The sequence below is a fragment of the Pseudomonas sp. LF-5 genome (assembly GCF_037626295.1).
GTDB classification, from domain to species: domain Bacteria; phylum Pseudomonadota; class Gammaproteobacteria; order Pseudomonadales; family Pseudomonadaceae; genus Aquipseudomonas; species Aquipseudomonas monsensis.
This window is the reverse complement of record NZ_JARKMT010000005.1, coordinates 131,569-147,886: the sequence shown is the minus strand read 5'-3', so window position 1 is coordinate 147,886 and position 16,318 is coordinate 131,569. Positions and strand designations below refer to the sequence as shown.

Below are 16,318 nucleotides of genomic sequence, written 5' to 3'. Positions count from 1 at the left end.
GCCCTTACGGCGGGTCACTTTTTCCAGACGCCGAAAAAGTAACCAAAAAGGCTGCCCCCGGCGTACGGCACTTCGCTGAGGCTCAGTGTTCCCTCGCTACGGTGCCCATCCGGGGGCATCGCCTCCGGTTTGCTTCGCTGCACCTCCTCTCGATGTATGCGGCTTCGCCGCACGGCGCTGCGCGCCTCCCCCCTGATGAACACCTTCGCTCGGCCTGCCGATGGGGTGGCAGATCAAAAGCAACGTCAAAAGCCAGAGCAACAGCGAAATCAAAAGATCGCAGCCTTCGGCAGCTCAGGGGATGTGTACATCTGAGGGAGTATGGTCGGCTGTCAGACCGTCATCGCTGGCAAGCCAGCTCCCACAGGGGTTGAGTGCATTCTGTTAGGGATTGGTCGGCTGGCAGGCCGCCATCGCTGGCAAGCCAGCTCCCACAGAAAAGCAAAGGCAGCACACAGCCCTTGCTTCTCACCACTCAACACGATGAGCGTTAGCTCGAGTACCGCTTTTGATCTCAGCGCCCGTCGGCAGGCTGAGTGGAGGGATTTAGCCGGGGGTGGGAGCGTAGCGACCGTTTGGCGAAGCCAAACACATCGAGAGGAGGTGCAGCGAAGCAAACCGGAGGCGATGCCCCCCGGATGAATCCCGGAGCGAAGGGACCCGAGCCTAGGCGAGGGCCGAACGTCAGGGTAAAGCCTTTTTGGTTACTTTTTCGGCGTCTGGAAAAAGTGACCCGCCGTAAGGGCGGAACCCTAAGTCGCCGTTACCGCAGCAACGGATCTGCCCCCCCAATCTCAATCAACTCGACGAACACTACTGCGATACATAAAGACCAAAGCCAACCCCAGACAAACCATCGCCAACACCCGGGAAGACGAAAGCTCGATCGCCGGATTCCCCAGCCAGCCAAAATTGTCGATCAACATCCCCATCCCCAACTGCCCGACAATTACCGCCACCGTCGCCACCGCCGTCCCCACCACGGGCACCGCCCCGACCATGACCATCATGTACACCACACCAAACAGCGCCCCGCAGACCTGCCACTTCGGCACATCGAGCAGGCTCACCGCATGGGCCGGCTCGAAAAACACAATCAACAAGCCGGTCGTCACAGCACCGACAAAAAAAGTCAGCAAACTACTGCGCAACACCCCGACGGTCTCACCCAGACGCCCATTGATCGCCGCCTGCACACTCAACACCGCGCCAGCCAACACCACCACCGCCAACAAAATAACCAGACTCATCACTCAACCCCGCGCAATCAGAACAAGTGCCACCACAATCAGACCCAACGCCAGCCACCGCTCGGCATTGACCTTCTTGCGCGTCGCGCCAAACCAGCCGAAATGGTCAATCAACACGCTCTTGCCGACCTGCCCCGAAAGAATCGCAATCATCGTCATCGCAATCCCGATATGCGGCGTCGCCAGGGTCAATACCACCACATACATCGGCCCCAAAAAGCCGCCAATCAATTGCCAGCGCGGCAGATCGGTCAGCGCCGGGCCTTTCTGTGGTCCGGCGAACAACAGCAGCAAAAACAGGATCGCCGAACCCACGCCAAAGATGCTCAAGGTCGCCCACAAATGCCCGACCTGTGCCCCCAACGGCCCGAGCAAGCCTGCCTCCACCGACAAGCCCATGCCGGCCAGAATCACCAGCGGCAGCAACAACAGGCGCAATCCCGGTTTGGCCACCGGGGCCGTCCCACTCACTTCATCCAACGTCTGCATAACCAAAACCTGTACAAGTCAACGATGGCGCGGATTATCGGCTGGCGCCGCTGTGCGATAAATGGGAGCATCCGGACAACACTTTTGCGCAACTCGCACAGCAGGACAATTCATGCACGGGCTCAATGAGCTGGGATTCAAGGCACTCAGGCTGTTTGTGGCGGTGCTTGATCACGGCAGTTTTTCCGAAGTCGCCCGCCGCGAGGGCGTGGCGCCCTCTTCGATTTCGCGGCAGATCCAGTTGATGGAACAGGCGCTGAATCAGCAATTGCTGTATCGCCACACCCGCGCCGTGACCCCGACCGAGGCCGGGCGCCTGCTCGGCCACCACGCGCGGCTGCTGCTGGTGCAACTGGAGGAAGCCGAACAGGCCTTGCAGGAACAACAAAGCGAGCCCACCGGGCTGGTGCGGATCAACGCGCCAGTGGTGTTCGGCCAACGGCATCTGACGCCGTGGCTCGGCCAGTTGTGCGCGCGCTATCCGAAGCTGCAACTGGACATCCAGCAGACCGACCATTACGTCGACCCGTTGCAGGAAGGCGCCGACCTGCTGTTTCGCATCGGCGCGTTGCACGATTCAAGCATGCAGGCACGGATTCTCGCGCCGCACCGCTTTCAGGTCGCGGCCAGCCCGGCGTATCTCAAGCGCCACGGCACGCCGCAGAAACCTGAAGATCTCGCGCAACACCAGTGCCTGGCCTACAAAGGCGCGACCGGCCAGCAGCGCTGGTTTTTCCGTCAGGGTCAGGAGGACTGGACGCCGTACGCCGTCAAGGGACCGATCACCGGCAACCACGCCGACACCCTGACCCAGGCGGCCATGCAAGGGTTGGGGCTGGTGATGTTTCCGTCGTGGCTGATCGGTGAGGCGGTGCGCGAAGGCACGCTGGTGCCGGTGCTGGGGGACTATCAGGTGTCGAACAGTCTGGAGCCGCAGCAGATTGCGGTGCTGTGGCCGGGGAGCCGGCGGCTGTCGGTGAAGGTGCGGACGGTGATTGATTTCTTTGTCGAGTGCTTTGGCGAAGTGCCGTACTGGGACAGACCTTGAAGCTGAAAATCAAAAGCCCCTCACCCTAGCCCTCTCCCGGAGGGAGAGGGGACTGACCAAGGTGTGTCGCGTCATCCATCGACCTGAAAGATTCAGTCGATTATGGATTCGGTAAAGCTGTTTCAGGTCGGCGTAGTTCCATAGCATCCCCCATTCAGTCCCCTCTCCCTACGGGCGGTCCGACGTTTCGGGAGGGTCAGGGTGAGGGGCTTTTCCAGTGTTCAGATCCGGAACTGCCCCACCAGTTTGCCCAGCCGCTGCCCAAGCTCCGCCAGACTGCGCGAAGTCTGCGCACCCAACTGCGTCTCATCGGCCACGCTGTCCACCGCCACCGCAATCTGATGCACGCTGCGGTTGATCTCTTCCGCCACAGCAGTCTGCTCTTCGGCGGCACTGGCAATTTGCGCGTTCATCGAGTTGATCGTCGCGATCAGTTCCGCCATCGCATCCAGCGACGCCCCGGCCTGATTGGCCTGCGCCGAGGTGCCATCGCCCGCCTCGCTGGAACGGCGCATGGCCTCGACCGCCGACTGCGTGCCCGCTTGCAAGCGATCGATCATGCCCTGGATTTCCTGGGTGCTGATCTGCGTCCGGCTGGCCAGCGCCCGCACCTCGTCCGCCACCACCGCAAAGCCGCGCCCGGCCTCCCCGGCCCGCGCCGCTTCGATCGCGGCGTTGAGCGCCAGCAGGTTGGTCTGCTCGGCAATCGAGCGGATCACCCCGAGCACGCCGACAATCGACGACACGTCCTGTTGCAGGCTGTCGAGAGACACGCCGCTGCTGCGAATGTCATCCACCAGCGCATGAATCTGTTTGATGCTGCCGGCCACCACGCGTTTGGCGCTCTGGCCTTCTTCATCGGTCTGCTGGGCGGCGACGGCGGCGTTCTGCGCGCTCTTCGCCACCTCTTGGGCAGCGGCGGACATTTCATTGATCGCCGTGGCAACCTGATCGGTTTCGTGGCGCTGACGCTCCATCGCCTGGTCGGAGCGCTGGGCCTGATCCGACACTTGGGTCACCAGGCCGGTCAGTTGCGTGGTCATCTCGGTGATCTGCCGCACCAGGCCGTGGATCTTGTCGACGAAGCGGTTGAACGAGCCGGCCAGTTCACCGAGTTCGTCCTGGCTGGTGATGTTCAAGCGGCGGGTCAGATCGCCCTCGCCCGCCGCGATGTCATCGAGGTTGGCTTTCATCAGGGTCAGCGGCCGCAGAATGGTATTGGCCAGCAGCATCCCCGCGATGGCAATCACCAGCAGCACCACCACCGCCACGCCAACGATGCTCAGCACCACGCCTTGCATGCGTTCCTGCACCTGCGCCTCGACCAGCGCGACTTGCGCTTCGATGCCGTCGAGGTTGACCGAGGTGCCGACCGCCATGTCCCACTTCGCCAGGTACTCGGTGTAGCCGAGTTTTGGCACCAGCACGTTGGCGTTGCCCGGCAGTGGCGAGCTGTATTGCAGATAGTGGGTGCCGTCCTTCGCCACGCTCACCAGGCCGCGGTTAACGTAAACGCCATTGGGGTCGCGGTTGTCCTTGAAGCTTTTGCCCACGCCTTCCGGATCATTGGCCTTGAACAGGCGCACGGTCTCGGAGTCGTAGCCGAAGAAGTAGCCGTCCTTGCCGTAGCGGATGCCCGACAGCAGCTTGATCGCCTGCGCCCGCGCCGCGTTGTCACCCGGTGCGGCAGCGTCGTACAGCGGCTTGATCGTGGTCATGGCCACGGCGACGTAACTTTGCAGCGTGGCTTTGGCATCGCCGAGCAGGCGCTCGCGGGTCTGTTCGACCTCAGTGTGAGCCTGTTGCTGGAGGATAAACAACGTGGTCAGGCTGATGACCAGCGCAAAGAGCAGCACCGGCAGGACGGCAAGGGACAGGACTTTGGCCTTGAGACTCAAGCGCATGGGGGGAGCTCACTCTTTTGGTTTTATTGGCGTGGTTAAAAGCGTTAACGGCACACCATCACAAAAGTTGAGCAAAGGGATTACCCCATTCCCCTGTGGGAGCGAGCTTGCTCGCGAAGGCGTCGTGTCAGTCAACCATTAAGTCGCTGATACACCGCTTTCGCGAGCAAGCTCGCTCCCACAGGAGATCGGTGAGGTTCAGAGGACCATCGCGGCCACCCAGCCGAACGCCAGCAACGGCAGGTTGTAGTGCAGGAAGGTCGGCACCACGGTGTCCCAGATATGGTGATGCTGGCCGTCGATGTTCAGGCCGGAAGTCGGGCCCAGCGTCGAGTCCGAGGCCGGCGAACCGGCATCGCCCAAGGCTCCGGCGGTGCCGACGATGCAGACAATGGCGATCGGGCTGAAGCCCAGTTGCACGCACAGCGGCACGAAAATCGCCGCCAGAATCGGCACGGTGGAGAACGACGAACCGATGCCCATGGTCACCAGCAAGCCGACCAGCAGCATCAACAATGCACCGATGCCTTTACTGTGGTTGATCCACGACGCCGACGATTCGACCAGGGTCTGCACCTGGCCGGTGGCCTTCATCACTTCGGCGAACCCGGACGCGGCGATCATGATGAAGCCGATCATCGCCATCATCTTCATGCCTTCGGTGAAGAGGTCATCGGTCTCGCGCCACTTGACGATGCCGGACACCGAGAAGATCAGGAAGCCGACCAGCGCGCCGATAATCATCGAGTCCAGCAGCAACTGCACGATGAACGCGGCGGCAATCGCCACACCGGCAATCATCAGGCTCAGCGGGTTGTACTGCACCGCCACCTGCTCGACCTGCTCGATCTTCGCCAGGTCGTATACGCGCTTCTTGCGGTAACTGATGAACGCCATCGCCAGCCCGAACACCATGCCCAGCGCCGGAATGCCCATCGCGTGGGTGACGTTGATGCCGCTGATGTCGACGCCGCTGCGGGCAATGTTGGCCAGCAGGATTTCATTGAGGAAGATGTTGCCGAAGCCCACCGGCAGGAACATGTACGGGGTGATCAGGCCGAAGGTCATGACACAGGCGATCAGGCGCCGGTCGAGTTGCAGCTTGGTCAGGACATAGAGCAGTGGCGGTACCAGCAGCGGAATAAACGCAATGTGGATCGGCAGGATGTTCTGCGAGGCAATCGCCACCACCCACAACAGGCCGATCAGCAGCCATTTGACACTGCCGCCCCCGCTCGCATGCTGGCGATCGACCATCGCCAGCGCCTTGTCGGCCAGCGCATGAGCCAGGCCGGACTTGGCAATCGCCACGGCGAACGCGCCGAGCAAGGCGTAGGACAACGCCACGGTCGCGCCGCCGCCCAGGCCGCTGTTGAACGCCTTGAGCGTGGCGTCGATGCCCAGACCACCGGTCAGGCCGCCGACCAGCGCGCCGACGATCAAGGCGATCACTACGTGCACGCGGGACAGGCTGAGGATCAGCATGATGCCGACTGCCGCTATGACTGCGTTCATTTCACTTCCTCGAAAAACACTGCGATGGAAAACACATCGCCAGACAGGATGAGTCCGCCCATGGAGCACCGGCGGATTTGCAAAGAGGGTCTTATTAGAAGGGCGCGCACTGTGAATGAAGCAGCGGCAAGCTGCAAGTCACAAGCTGCAAGCTTTTGCGTTTTTTCTCTTGCAGCTTGCGGCTCGAAGCTCAAGAAAGCTGTTCCTGGGCCGTTACAGTGCAAAGTCTCAGATATTTATCGAATAAGGACGTTTCCATGTCGCTCAGACAACTTTCCATCCAATGGAAAATCACCCTGCTCGCCGGGCTGTGCCTGGCCGGTATCGTGACCCTGTTGGTAGGTCTTTCCCTGTACCGCATGGAGCACAGTTCCGAACTGGTGAAAGCGTCGAGCATGGAAATGCTTACCGAATCGGCCCAGGCGCGCATTGAGTCCCAAGGCGAAGTGCAGGCCGCTGGCATTCGGCAGCAATTCATGGACGCCTATCAGTACGGCCACGGTTTCTCGCGGCAAGTGTTGTTCCTGCGTGAACAGGCGGAAAAACGCTTCCTCGATGCCTTCGACCTGCGCGAAGACATGACCCGTCAGGTCAAATCCGCGCTGCAAGCCAACCCTGACCTGCTCGGCCTGTCGCTGGTGTTCGAAGCCAACGCGCTGGACGGCAAGGACGAACTGTTTGCCGGTCAGGCTGAACTGGGCAGCAACGACAAGGGCCGTTTCGCCCTGTACTGGTCGCAGCCGACCCCGGGCAAAGTCACCTCGATGGCCCTGCCGGAAAGCGACATGGCCGACACCAGCACCGGCCCCAGCGGTCAGGCGGCCAACGCCTGGTTCACTTGCCCGCGCACCACCCTCAAGCCGTGCGTGATCGAACCGTACTTCTACGTGATCGACGGCCAGAACGTGCTGATGACCAGCATCGTCTTCCCGCTGGTGGTCAACGGTAAGGTCATCGCATCGCTGTCGGTGGACATCAACCTCAACAGCCTGCAAGCGATCAGCCAGGGCGCGAGCAAAAAGCTCTATGACGGCCAGACCGCCGTGAGCATCATCAGCCCCACCGGCCTGCTCGCCGGTTACAGCCCGGACGCCAGCAAGCTGAGCCAGCGTCTGGATGCCGTAGACACCATCAGCGGCGCCGAACTGCTGCGCCAACTCGGTACCAGCAGCGGCGTCAGCAGCCTGCACAGCAACGGCCAGTTGAAAGTACTGTCGCCGTTCCAGCCGATCCCCGGCGGTCCGTCGTGGGGCGTACTGCTCGACGTGCCGGAAAAGGTTCTGGTAGAACGCGCCGAGGCACTCAAGCAGCAACTGGATGCGAGCAACAACTCGGGCACCCTGATCGAACTGAGCCTTGGCGTGTTGGCCGCGCTGGTCGGCCTGCTGCTGGTGTGGCTGATGGCGCGCAGCGTGACCAAGCCGATCCTCGGCGTAGCCAATATGCTCGAAGACATCGCCAGTGGTGAGGGCGATCTGACCCGCCGTCTGGCCTACGACAAAAAGGACGAACTCGGTCAACTCGCTGGCTGGTTCAACAAGTTCCTCGACAAGTTGCAGCCGATCATTGCCGAAGTGAAACGCTCGGTGCAGGACGCACGCAACACCGCCGACCAGTCTTCGGCCATCGCCACCCAGACCAGCGCCGGCATGGAACAGCAATATCGTCAGGTCGATCAGGTCGCCACCGCGTCCCACGAAATGAGCGCCACCGCGCAGGACGTCGCGCGCAGTGCCGCACAAGCCGCCGAAGCGGCCAAGGACGCCGACCGCGCCACTCGCCAGGGCCTGACCGTGATCGACCGCACCACCGCGAGCATCGACACCCTGGCCGCCGACATGAGCGCGGCGATGGTGCAAGTCGAAGGCCTGGCCGCCAACAGCGAGAAAATCGGCACGGTGCTGGAAACCATCCGCGCCATCGCCGAACAGACCAACCTGCTCGCCCTCAACGCGGCCATCGAAGCCGCACGTGCCGGTGAAGCCGGGCGTGGTTTTGCCGTGGTCGCCGACGAAGTGCGCAACCTCGCCCGCCGTACACAGGAGTCGGTGGAAGAAACCCGCCAGGTGATCGAGCAGTTGCAGACCGGTACCCAGGACGTAGTCGGTTCGATGGGCAACAGCCATCGTCAGGCTCAGGGCAGCGTTGAGCAGGTCGGGCAAGCGGTGACTGCGCTGCGCCAGATCGGTGAGGCGGTAACGGTGATCAGCGACATGAACCTGCAGATCGCCAGCGCGGCGGAAGAACAGAGCGCAGTGGCCGAGGAGATCAACAACAACGTGGCGACCATTCGTGACGTGACCGAGTCGTTGTCGGGGCAAGCGAATGAATCGGCGCGGGTGAGCCAGTCGCTGAACAGCCTGGCGAATCAGCAGCAGAGTCTGATGGATCAGTTCCGGGTCTGATTCCGGATTGTGGGGTGTCAGTTGGATTCCCCCCTCACCCCAGCCCTCTCCCCCCAAGGGGGCGAGGGGGAAAGGGAGCCGATCTGCATGTCATTCAAAACCTGAGCCCGGCTCGGCATGTCAGGTCACGGAGAAGCTTTCAAAACCTCAGTTCGACCCAGTATCTCCGGCCACGGAAAGGCTTTCAAAACCTGAGTTCGATCCGGTATTTCAGGCCACGGGAACGCTTTCAAAACTTGAGTTCGATCCGGTATCCCCGGCCACGGAAGGCTTTCAAAACCCGAGTTCGATCCGGTATGTCAGGTCGGTGTAGCTCGAACAGGCACCTCGGTCAGTCCCCTCTCCCTCCGGGAGAGGGTTAGGGTGAGGGGCCTTTAGAGGCTCACCGCCGAGGCAACTCGATCACCACCTTCAACCCGCCCCACTTACTCTCGCCCAGCACCAGCAAGCCACCCCACGCCTCGACAATGTCGCGCACAATCCCCAGCCCCAGGCCATGCCCGTGGGTCTGCTCGTCCAGCCGCGTCCCGCGACTGAATACCTGAGTCCGCTGCTGTTCGGGAATCCCCGGCCCATCGTCCTCGACGCACAGGGCAAAGCCATCCGTACGCTCGATCACACTCAGGCGCACCTCGGCGTCCGCCCACTTGCAGGCGTTGTCCAGCAGGTTACCGAGCAGTTCCAGCAAGTCCTCACGATCCCACGGCAATTGCAGCCCCGGCGGCGCGACGTAGCTCAAGGCCAGATGCTCGCCGTGAATCATGTTCAGCGTTGCCAGCAGCCCCGGCAGTTCCGCGTCACAGTCGAACAGCGCACCCGGCAGCGCATCACCGGATAAACGCGCGCGATTGAGTTCGCGGTTGAGCCGCTGTTGCACCTGCTCCAGTTGCTCCTTGAGGATCTTGCGCAACTCGGGATGGGCATCGAGTTTTTCGCTGGAGGCCAGGCTCAACAGCACCGCCAGCGGCGTTTTCAGGGCGTGCCCGAGATTGCCCAGCGCATTGCGTGAACGCTTGAGGCTGTCTTCGGTGTGGGCGAGCAGATGGTTGATCTGTGCCACCAGCGGCTCCAGCTCCACCGGCACCTGATCGTCGAGTTGCGTACGCTGGCCCTGCTGCAACTGGGCGATCTGTTCGCGAGCGCTTTCCAGCGGCTTCAAGGCGCGACGCACGGTGATTCGCTGCAACAGCAAAATCAGCAGCAACCCGGCCAGCCCGAGGCCGAGGCCGATCTGGCGCATGCGCTGGAAGCTCTCGCGCACCGGGGTGTAATCCTGAGCGACGCTGATCGAGATCGACTGCCCCAGCCGCCGATAGTCCGAACGCAGCACCAGCAACTGCTGACCGTCCGGCCCCAGTTGCAGATTGCTGTGCAGGCCTGGATGGTTGAGCAGCGGCAGATCCTGATCCCACAGCGAACGCGAGCGCCAGTGGCTGTCGGCGAAATCAATGCGAAAGTAATGCCCGGAGAACGGCCGTTGATAGGCCGGTGACAGATGCCGCTCATCCAGCTGCAACCCTTGCGGGCCGCGCACCAGCGCCACCAGCAGGCTTTCGCTGTCGTTGCGCAGACCGGCTTCCAGATAACGCTGCAAACCGACTTCGAACAACCACAGGCTGATTTGCGCCAGCACCACGCCGACGATCACCATCACGCTGATCAAGCCCAGGCTCAAACGGCGCTGGATCGACCTCACGAAGCTTGCCCGCCGAACAGGTAACCCTGGCCGCGACGGGTTTCGATCACGCTTTTGCCGAGCTTGCGCCGCAGGTGATTGACGTGGACCTCCAGAACGTTGGAATCGCGTTCGGTTTCGCCGTCATAGAGGTGCTCGGCGAGGTGGCTTTTCGACAGAATCTGTTCCGGGTGCAGCATGAAATAACGCAGCAATCGAAACTCGGCGGCAGTCAGTTGAATATCGCTGCCGTCACGCACCACGCATTGCCGGCCCTCGTCCAGATGCAGGCCGGCGGCCTGCAGCGTCGGTTGATTGGCCTGGCCCTTGGAGCGACGCAACAACGACTGAATGCGCAGGAACAGCTCTTCGGGGTGAAACGGTTTGGTCAGGTAATCGTCAGCGCCGGCCTTAAGGCCTTCGATGCGCTCGGCCCAGGAATCGCGCGCCGTGAGAATCAGCACCGGGATCGCCAGACCGCCCGCGCGCCACTGCGCCAGCACGTCGAGCCCCGGTACACCGGGCAGGCCGAGGTCGAGAATGATCAGGTCGTAAGGCTCGCTGCTGCCCTGATACAGCGCATCACGGCCATCGGCCAGCCAGTCCACCGCGTAGCCCTGACGTTGCAGGCCGGCGAGCAATTCATCGGCCAGCGGTACGTGGTCTTCCACCAATAGCAAACGCATCGGTCAATCTTCCTTGTCTTTCACAAGCTCGCCGGTATCGGCCTTCAAATGCAGCTCGCGGGCGACGCCTTCGGCGGTGAGCAGCTCGACTTCGTAAATGTAGACGTCGTGTTTTTCTTCCAGCTCGACTTCCAGCAATTTCGAACCGGGGTAGCGGTCCATCGCCTGCTGCAGGACCTGCTCGAGCGGCAGAATCACGCCCTGCTGGCGCAGACTCAGGGCTTCGTCCTGATCGAGGTCGCGGGCCTGGGCCATCGAGCAAAACAGCACAAGCGCCAACGCCGTGCGGCGGGTGGCGCGAACATTAACCTTCATTACGTATCCTGATGATCCTTGAGAACCTGCCCGCTGACCGCGTCTAATTCCAGATCCCACTCCAGCCCCTGCGGGTCACGCATTTCGATCTGGTAGATGTACTTGCCGTACTGCTCTTCCAGCTCGGTGTCGGTGATCGTCGAACCCGGGTGTTTTTCCAGTGCCGTGGCGTTGAGCTTCTCGAAGGACACGATAGTACCAGCGTCGCGCAGGCGCAGGGCTTCGTCGGGGCCTAGATCGCGGGCGTGAACGATGCTGGCGGTCAGGCCGATGATCGAGGCAATGGACAGGGCAGTCAGGGTTTTCATGGGATCTCCGTATTCTTATGTGTTGCTACGATGGGCACCTTAGCGGGATGAACTTAACTGAAACTGAATTGCCATCATTGTTTCAAGGCAATACCGGATCCGTTGAATCATGCAAAACCCTGTGGCAGCGGGATTGCCCGCGATAGCGTCCTTTCAGCCACCGGGATGCAAGCTGTCCCGTCATCACGGGCAAGCCCGCTCCCACAGGGTTCAGTGGTTAACCTATAATTGCCAGCTTGCTAACGATCGAGACCGGTATGACCGCCATCCACATCAAGTTCCCCGCCCTCACCCTCAAGGCCGGCCCTCGGGCCATGGCGCGCATTCGTGCCCAGGGCCTGAACGCCAAGGACGTCGGCACCCTGCCCGGTGCGGCCGGTGGTCCCAAGGCGTTGGGCATTCAAGGGCTGGATCTGGCGTTGTTCGGCGAATGGCTGCCGAGCGCGCCTCGTGAGCGTTCGCTGATTGGTGCGTCGGTGGGTTCCTGGCGCTTCGCCAGCGCCTGCCTGCCGGACGCCGCCGAAGGTATCCGCCGTCTCGGCCAGTTGTACGCCGAGCAGAATTTCAACAAAGGCGTGACCATGGCCGAGATCAGCCAGAGCTCGCAACGCATGCTCAACGACCTGCTAGACGGCCGCGACGCCAGCATCCTCAACAACGCCGACTACCGCCTGAACATCATGGTGGTGAAAAGCCAAGGGCGCCTGGCCGACGACCATCGTGGCCGCCTCGGGCTGGCGCTGGGTTCGGTGATTGCCGACAACCTGCGCGGGCGGGCGCGGCTGTCGCGGCACTTCGAACGCTTGATCATCCATGACCCGCGCCTGGCCCCGCCGGTGCATGCGCTGAACGACTTTCCGTCGCGCTTCGTCGCGCTCAATGCCGGCAACCTGCGACAGGCGCTGCTGGCGTCCGGCTCGATCCCGATGGTCATGGAAGGTGTGCGCGACCTGCCGGGCGCCGGTGCCGGCACCTTCCGCGATGGCGGTTTGCTCGACTATCACCTCGACCTGCCCTACAGCGGCGACGGCATCGTGCTCTATCCGCACTTCACCGACCGGGTGATTCCGGGCTGGTTCGACAAGACCCTGCCCTGGCGCAAGGCCTCGGTGGAGCGCTTGCAGGACGTGCTGTTGCTGGCACCATCGAAGGAATATCTGGCGCGCCTGCCCTACGGCAAACTGCCGGACCGTAACGACTTCAAACGCTTCATGGGCGATGCACCGAGCCGCCAAAAGTACTGGCACGCGGCGATGGAAGAGAGTCGCCGGCTGGGCGACGAGTTTCTCGAACTGACCGCCAACGGTCGTCTCGCCGAGCGCTTGCTGACCCTTTAGTCAGTGTTTTCCCGCATCGCCAAACACAAGCTGGTAAACTCGCCGCCTGCCCGAATCGCTGCGGCGAACGCCACCTGAACAGAGCCGAAAATACCGTGGAAATCTTCAAAGAATTTACTTTCGAATCCGCCCACCGCCTGCCGCACGTACCGGACGGCCACAAGTGCGGACGCCTGCACGGTCACTCGTTCAAGGTGGCGATTCACCTGAGCGGCGACCTCGATCCGCACACGGGCTGGATCCGCGACTTCTCCGAGATCAAGGCGATTTTCAAGCCGCTGTACGAGCGTCTGGATCACAACTACCTGAACGACATTCCCGGCCTGGAAAACCCGACCAGCGAAGTCCTGGCCAAATTCATCTGGAATGAAATGAAACCACTGCTGCCGGAACTCAGCGCGATCCGCATTCACGAAACCTGCACCAGCGGTTGCATCTATCGCGGAGAGTGATTCAACGCAGATCTGCGTGCAGGAGTGAGCCTGCTCGCGATAGCTTCGGCACATGCAAAATCAATGTGTCCGACAAACCGCTATCGCGAGCAGGCTCACTCCTACAAAGAATCGGTGTTTGTCAGGAAAATAGAGAACAGCCTTCACGGCTGTTTTTTTATGCCTGTGTTTTTGGCGCCCACATGGGGCTCGGGTGCATTCAGATGCACCGCTTTCGAGCCATTGCCGGCAACTCGTCTATACATAGTCCGCATAACCGACATCTGGCACGACCACTGCAACCTGCTTCGAGTCTTCCCTCTTCAGCAAGGAACGCCCCATGACGCAGAACGATCCCGGCAACGACTACCCCCTCAGCGAAGTCCCGATGCACGCACGCAAAGGCCTGGCCTCGACCGCCATGGTGCTGCTCGGGTTCACCTTCTTCACCGCGACCATGTTTGCCGGCGGCAAGCTCGGTGTGGCGTTCAGTTTCAGCGAGATGCTCGTGGTGATCATCGTCGGCAACCTGCTGCTCGGGCTATACGCCGCCGGCCTGGGTTACATCGCCTTCAAGAGCGGTCTCAATTCGGTGCTGATGGGCCGTTTCTGTTTTGGTGAAGTCGGCAGCAAGCTCAGTGACCTGATCCTCGGCTTCACCCAGATCGGCTGGTACGCCTGGGGCACTGCGACCGCCGCCGTGGTACTCGGCAAATACTTCGATCTCGATGAGGGCACCGTGCTCGGTTTGATGGTGCTGTTCGGCCTGATGTTCTGTGCCACGGCGTATGTCGGTTATCGCGGCCTGGAGATTCTGTCCTACATCGCGGTGCCGGCGATGATGTTGCTGCTGATGCTGTCGATGTGGGTCGCGACCGTTAAAGTCGGTGGCCTCGATGGTTTGCTGGCCGTGGTGCCGAGCGGTTCGCTGGACTGGTCGACCGCCATCACCCTGGTGTTCGGTACCTTCGTCAGCGGCGCGACCCAGGCCACCAACTGGACCCGCTTCTCGCGTTCGGCGCGGGTGGCGGTGCTGGCCAGCCTGATCGGTTTCTTCGTCGGTAATGGCCTGATGGTGCTGATCGGCGCCTACGGTGCGATCGTCTATCAACAGCCGGACGTGGTCGAAGTGTTGCTGCTGCAAGGTTTCGCCATGGCCGCGATGGCCATGCTGTTGCTCAATATCTGGAGCACCCAGGACAACACCATCTACAACTTCGCCGTCGCCGGCTGCAACCTGCTGCGCACCGGCCGACGCAAAACCGTGACCCTCGCCGGTGCAGTGATCGGCACCCTGCTCGCCCTGCTGGGCATGTACGACATGCTGGTGCCGTACCTGATCCTGCTCGGCACCGTCATTCCGCCGATTGGCGGGGTGATCATGGCCGACTTTTTCTTCCGCTGGCGCGGGCGCTATCCGCGTCTGGCCGAAGCCCGACTGCCGGCGTTCAACTGGCCGGGCCTGGGGGCTTACGCGGTCGGTACGCTCGCCGCATTCCACTCGCCGTGGGTCGCGCCGCTGGTAGGGATTGCCGCCGCCGCGCTAACGTATGTCATCGTCACCGGCCTGCTCGGCGCCCGTCGCGCCAGTGCGCCACTACAAGACCTATAAGAAGGATTCGCCTGATGCACATCATCAACGCCCGACTGCGCAACCAGGACGGTTTGCACGAACTGCACCTGGAAGACGGTCTGATCCGCAGCATCGGTCGCCAGACCGAAGCCCCGACCCTCAACCCCGGCGACCTCGACGCCGGCGGCAATCTGGTGGTGCCGCCCTTCGTCGAGCCGCACATCCACCTCGACGCCACCCTCACGGCCGGCGAGCCGCGCTGGAACATGAGCGGCACGCTGTTCGAGGGCATCGAGTGCTGGGGCGAGCGCAAGGTCACCATCACCGAAGAAGACACCAAGACCCGCGCCAAGAAAACCATTCAGGCGCTGGCCGCCCACGGCATCCAGCATGTGCGCACCCACGTCGACGTCACCGATCCACAACTCACGGCGTTGAAAGCCATGCTCGAAGTGCGCGAGGAAAGCCGACACCTGATCGACCTGCAAATCGTTGCGTTCCCGCAGGAAGGCATCGAGTCTTACCGCAACGGTCGCGAGCTGATGGAAGAAGCGATTCGCATGGGCGCCGACGTGGTCGGCGGCATTCCGCATTTCGAATACACCCGCGATCAGGGCGTCAGTTCGGTGAAATTCCTGATGGACCTGGCCGAACGCACCGGTTGCCTGGTGGACGTGCACTGCGACGAAACCGACGACCCACATTCGCGCTTCCTCGAAGTGCTCGCCGAAGAAGCGCGCAGCCGTGACATGGGCGCGCGGGTCACCGCCAGCCACACCACGGCGATGGGCTCTTACGACAACGCTTACTGCGCCAAACTGTTCCGCCTGCTTGGCCACTCCGGGATCAGTTTCGTCTCCTGCCCGACCGAAAGCATCCACCTGCAGGGGCGCTTCGACAACTTCCCGAAACGTCGGGGCGTGACCCGGGTCAACGAGTTGCTGGAGGCCGGGATGAACGTGTGTTTCGGCCAGGACTCGATCGTCGATCCATGGTATCCGCTGGGCAACGGCAACATCCTGCGCGTGCTTGAAGCCGGGTTGCACATCTGCCACATGCTCGGTTATCGCAACCTGCAAAGTGCGCTGGATCTGGTGACGGACAACAGCGCCAAAGCCATGCACCTGGGCGAGCGATACGGACTGGAACAAGGGCGCCCGGCGAATCTGTTGATACTTTCGGCGGACAGCGATTACGAGGTGATTCGCAGCCAGGGTCTGCCGCTGTATTCGATTCGTGGCGGCGAGGTGCTGATGAAGCGGCAGATGCCGGTGGTGGAGTTCAGTGGTGAGCTGGGCTGAGATTTGTGTTGGAGCTCATGGCGCCATCGCTGGCAAGCCAGGCTCCCACAGGGGTTTGTGGTGAATACAAAAACCGGGTAG

The 16,318-nt window shown here is 61.9% G+C and carries 14 protein-coding genes and 3 pseudogenes; 7 read left to right on the top strand and 10 right to left on the bottom strand.

From position 1 onward, the window contains the following. Positions 1-794: 794 nt before the first annotated feature. Both PseuLF5_RS17200 and PseuLF5_RS17195 read right to left on the bottom strand, forming a co-directional pair. The gene (locus PseuLF5_RS17200) at positions 795-1,250 is read right to left on the bottom strand and encodes a DMT family transporter (RefSeq protein ID WP_123462210.1); all 456 of its coding nucleotides are present in this window, start codon (positions 1,248-1,250) and stop codon (positions 795-797) included. A 3-nt stretch (positions 1,251-1,253) separates the two neighbouring features. Continuing rightward, positions 1,254-1,739, bottom strand: a complete 486-nt coding sequence (locus PseuLF5_RS17195) for a DMT family transporter (protein WP_123462208.1) — start codon at positions 1,737-1,739, stop codon at positions 1,254-1,256. A 112-nt stretch (positions 1,740-1,851) separates the two neighbouring features. On the opposite strand from PseuLF5_RS17195, the gene PseuLF5_RS17190 reads away from it, so the two are divergent. Further along, positions 1,852-2,787, top strand: a complete 936-nt coding sequence (locus tag PseuLF5_RS17190; RefSeq protein ID WP_267805609.1) for a LysR family transcriptional regulator — start codon at positions 1,852-1,854, stop codon at positions 2,785-2,787. A gap of 221 nt (positions 2,788-3,008) precedes the next feature. Here PseuLF5_RS17190 and PseuLF5_RS28225 read toward each other — a convergent pair. From PseuLF5_RS28225 to PseuLF5_RS17175, 4 genes and pseudogenes are all read right to left on the bottom strand, one after another. Then, positions 3,009-3,602: pseudogene (locus PseuLF5_RS28225) on the bottom strand (methyl-accepting chemotaxis protein); the annotation flags it as partial. A gap of 312 nt (positions 3,603-3,914) precedes the next feature. Next, a pseudogene (locus PseuLF5_RS28220) lies at positions 3,915-4,691 on the bottom strand (cache domain-containing protein); the annotation flags it as partial. A 198-nt stretch (positions 4,692-4,889) separates the two neighbouring features. After that, entirely contained in the window at positions 4,890-6,206 is a 1,317-nt protein-coding gene (locus tag PseuLF5_RS17180) for a Na+/H+ antiporter family protein (RefSeq protein WP_123462201.1), read from the bottom strand. Further along, positions 6,203-6,400: a hypothetical protein gene (locus PseuLF5_RS17175; protein WP_340134117.1), complete on the bottom strand. Its 198-nt coding sequence runs from the start codon at positions 6,398-6,400 to the stop codon at positions 6,203-6,205. Before PseuLF5_RS17175 ends, PseuLF5_RS17180 begins: the two co-directional genes overlap by 4 nt. Positions 6,401-6,463: 63 nt before the next feature. Here PseuLF5_RS17175 and PseuLF5_RS28215 point away from each other — a divergent pair. Both PseuLF5_RS28215 and PseuLF5_RS28210 read left to right on the top strand, forming a co-directional pair. After that, a pseudogene (locus PseuLF5_RS28215) lies at positions 6,464-7,753 on the top strand (HAMP domain-containing protein); the annotation flags it as partial. 102 nt (positions 7,754-7,855) lie between these two features. Next, positions 7,856-8,611: a methyl-accepting chemotaxis protein gene (locus PseuLF5_RS28210; protein ID WP_410055930.1), complete on the top strand. Its 756-nt coding sequence runs from the start codon at positions 7,856-7,858 to the stop codon at positions 8,609-8,611. Between the two features lie 382 nt (positions 8,612-8,993). On the opposite strand, the gene PseuLF5_RS17165 is transcribed toward PseuLF5_RS28210, so the two are convergent. Genes PseuLF5_RS17165 through PseuLF5_RS17150 form a run of 4 tightly spaced genes read right to left on the bottom strand, consistent with a single transcriptional unit; the run spans position 8,994 to position 11,595 of the window. Then, complete coding sequence (locus PseuLF5_RS17165; RefSeq protein WP_222832486.1) at positions 8,994-10,307, bottom strand: sensor histidine kinase; 1,314 nt, start codon at positions 10,305-10,307, stop codon at positions 8,994-8,996. Beyond that, a complete protein-coding gene (locus tag PseuLF5_RS17160; RefSeq protein WP_123462196.1) occupies positions 10,304-10,972 on the bottom strand; it encodes a response regulator transcription factor in 669 nt (222 codons plus the stop codon). Before PseuLF5_RS17160 ends, PseuLF5_RS17165 begins: the two co-directional genes overlap by 4 nt. A 3-nt stretch (positions 10,973-10,975) precedes the next feature. Next, positions 10,976-11,287 carry a PepSY domain-containing protein gene (locus PseuLF5_RS17155; protein WP_222832485.1) on the bottom strand — a complete coding sequence of 104 codons (312 nt, stop codon included), beginning with the start codon at positions 11,285-11,287 and terminating at the stop codon, positions 10,976-10,978. Then, on the bottom strand, positions 11,287-11,595 hold the full coding sequence (locus tag PseuLF5_RS17150) for a PepSY domain-containing protein (protein ID WP_123462192.1): 309 nt from the start codon (positions 11,593-11,595) through the stop codon (positions 11,287-11,289). Before PseuLF5_RS17150 ends, PseuLF5_RS17155 begins: the two co-directional genes overlap by 1 nt. A gap of 257 nt (positions 11,596-11,852) precedes the next feature. Between PseuLF5_RS17150 and PseuLF5_RS17145 the strand changes: the two genes are divergently transcribed. From PseuLF5_RS17145 to codA, 4 genes are all read left to right on the top strand, one after another. Further along, positions 11,853-12,932, top strand: coding sequence for a patatin-like phospholipase family protein (locus PseuLF5_RS17145; RefSeq protein WP_128615953.1), 1,080 nt, complete (start codon positions 11,853-11,855; stop codon positions 12,930-12,932). Between the two features lie 95 nt (positions 12,933-13,027). Beyond that, positions 13,028-13,384: a 6-carboxytetrahydropterin synthase QueD gene (gene queD / locus PseuLF5_RS17140; protein WP_003223505.1), complete on the top strand. Its 357-nt coding sequence runs from the start codon at positions 13,028-13,030 to the stop codon at positions 13,382-13,384. Between the two features lie 319 nt (positions 13,385-13,703). Next, positions 13,704-14,975 (top strand): cytosine permease, encoded by a 1,272-nt coding sequence (gene codB, locus PseuLF5_RS17135; RefSeq protein ID WP_222832483.1) that lies wholly within the window; start codon positions 13,704-13,706, stop codon positions 14,973-14,975. Between the two features lie 14 nt (positions 14,976-14,989). Continuing rightward, positions 14,990-16,237, top strand: coding sequence for a cytosine deaminase (codA, locus tag PseuLF5_RS17130; protein WP_340134111.1), 1,248 nt, complete (start codon positions 14,990-14,992; stop codon positions 16,235-16,237). Positions 16,238-16,318: the final 81 nt, after the last annotated feature.

Excerpts from the sequence above, each read along its gene's own strand:
- codB (WP_222832483.1), top strand. The coding sequence starts at position 13,704 with ATGACGCAGAACGATCCCGGCAACGACTACCCCCTCAGCGAAGTCCCG.
- PseuLF5_RS17190 (WP_267805609.1), top strand. The coding sequence starts at position 1,852 with ATGCACGGGCTCAATGAGCTGGGATTCAAGGCACTCAGGCTGTTTGTG.
- PseuLF5_RS28210 (WP_410055930.1), top strand. The coding sequence starts at position 7,856 with ATGGAACAGCAATATCGTCAGGTCGATCAGGTCGCCACCGCGTCCCAC.
- codA (WP_340134111.1), top strand. The coding sequence starts at position 14,990 with ATGCACATCATCAACGCCCGACTGCGCAACCAGGACGGTTTGCACGAA.
- PseuLF5_RS17180 (WP_123462201.1), bottom strand. The coding sequence starts at position 6,206 with ATGAACGCAGTCATAGCGGCAGTCGGCATCATGCTGATCCTCAGCCTG.
- PseuLF5_RS17200 (WP_123462210.1), bottom strand. The coding sequence starts at position 1,250 with ATGAGTCTGGTTATTTTGTTGGCGGTGGTGGTGTTGGCTGGCGCGGTG.
- PseuLF5_RS17155 (WP_222832485.1), bottom strand. The coding sequence starts at position 11,287 with ATGAAGGTTAATGTTCGCGCCACCCGCCGCACGGCGTTGGCGCTTGTG.
- PseuLF5_RS17150 (WP_123462192.1), bottom strand. The coding sequence starts at position 11,595 with ATGAAAACCCTGACTGCCCTGTCCATTGCCTCGATCATCGGCCTGACC.
- PseuLF5_RS17160 (WP_123462196.1), bottom strand. The coding sequence starts at position 10,972 with ATGCGTTTGCTATTGGTGGAAGACCACGTACCGCTGGCCGATGAATTG.
- PseuLF5_RS17145 (WP_128615953.1), top strand. The coding sequence starts at position 11,853 with ATGACCGCCATCCACATCAAGTTCCCCGCCCTCACCCTCAAGGCCGGC.
- PseuLF5_RS17195 (WP_123462208.1), bottom strand. The coding sequence starts at position 1,739 with ATGCAGACGTTGGATGAAGTGAGTGGGACGGCCCCGGTGGCCAAACCG.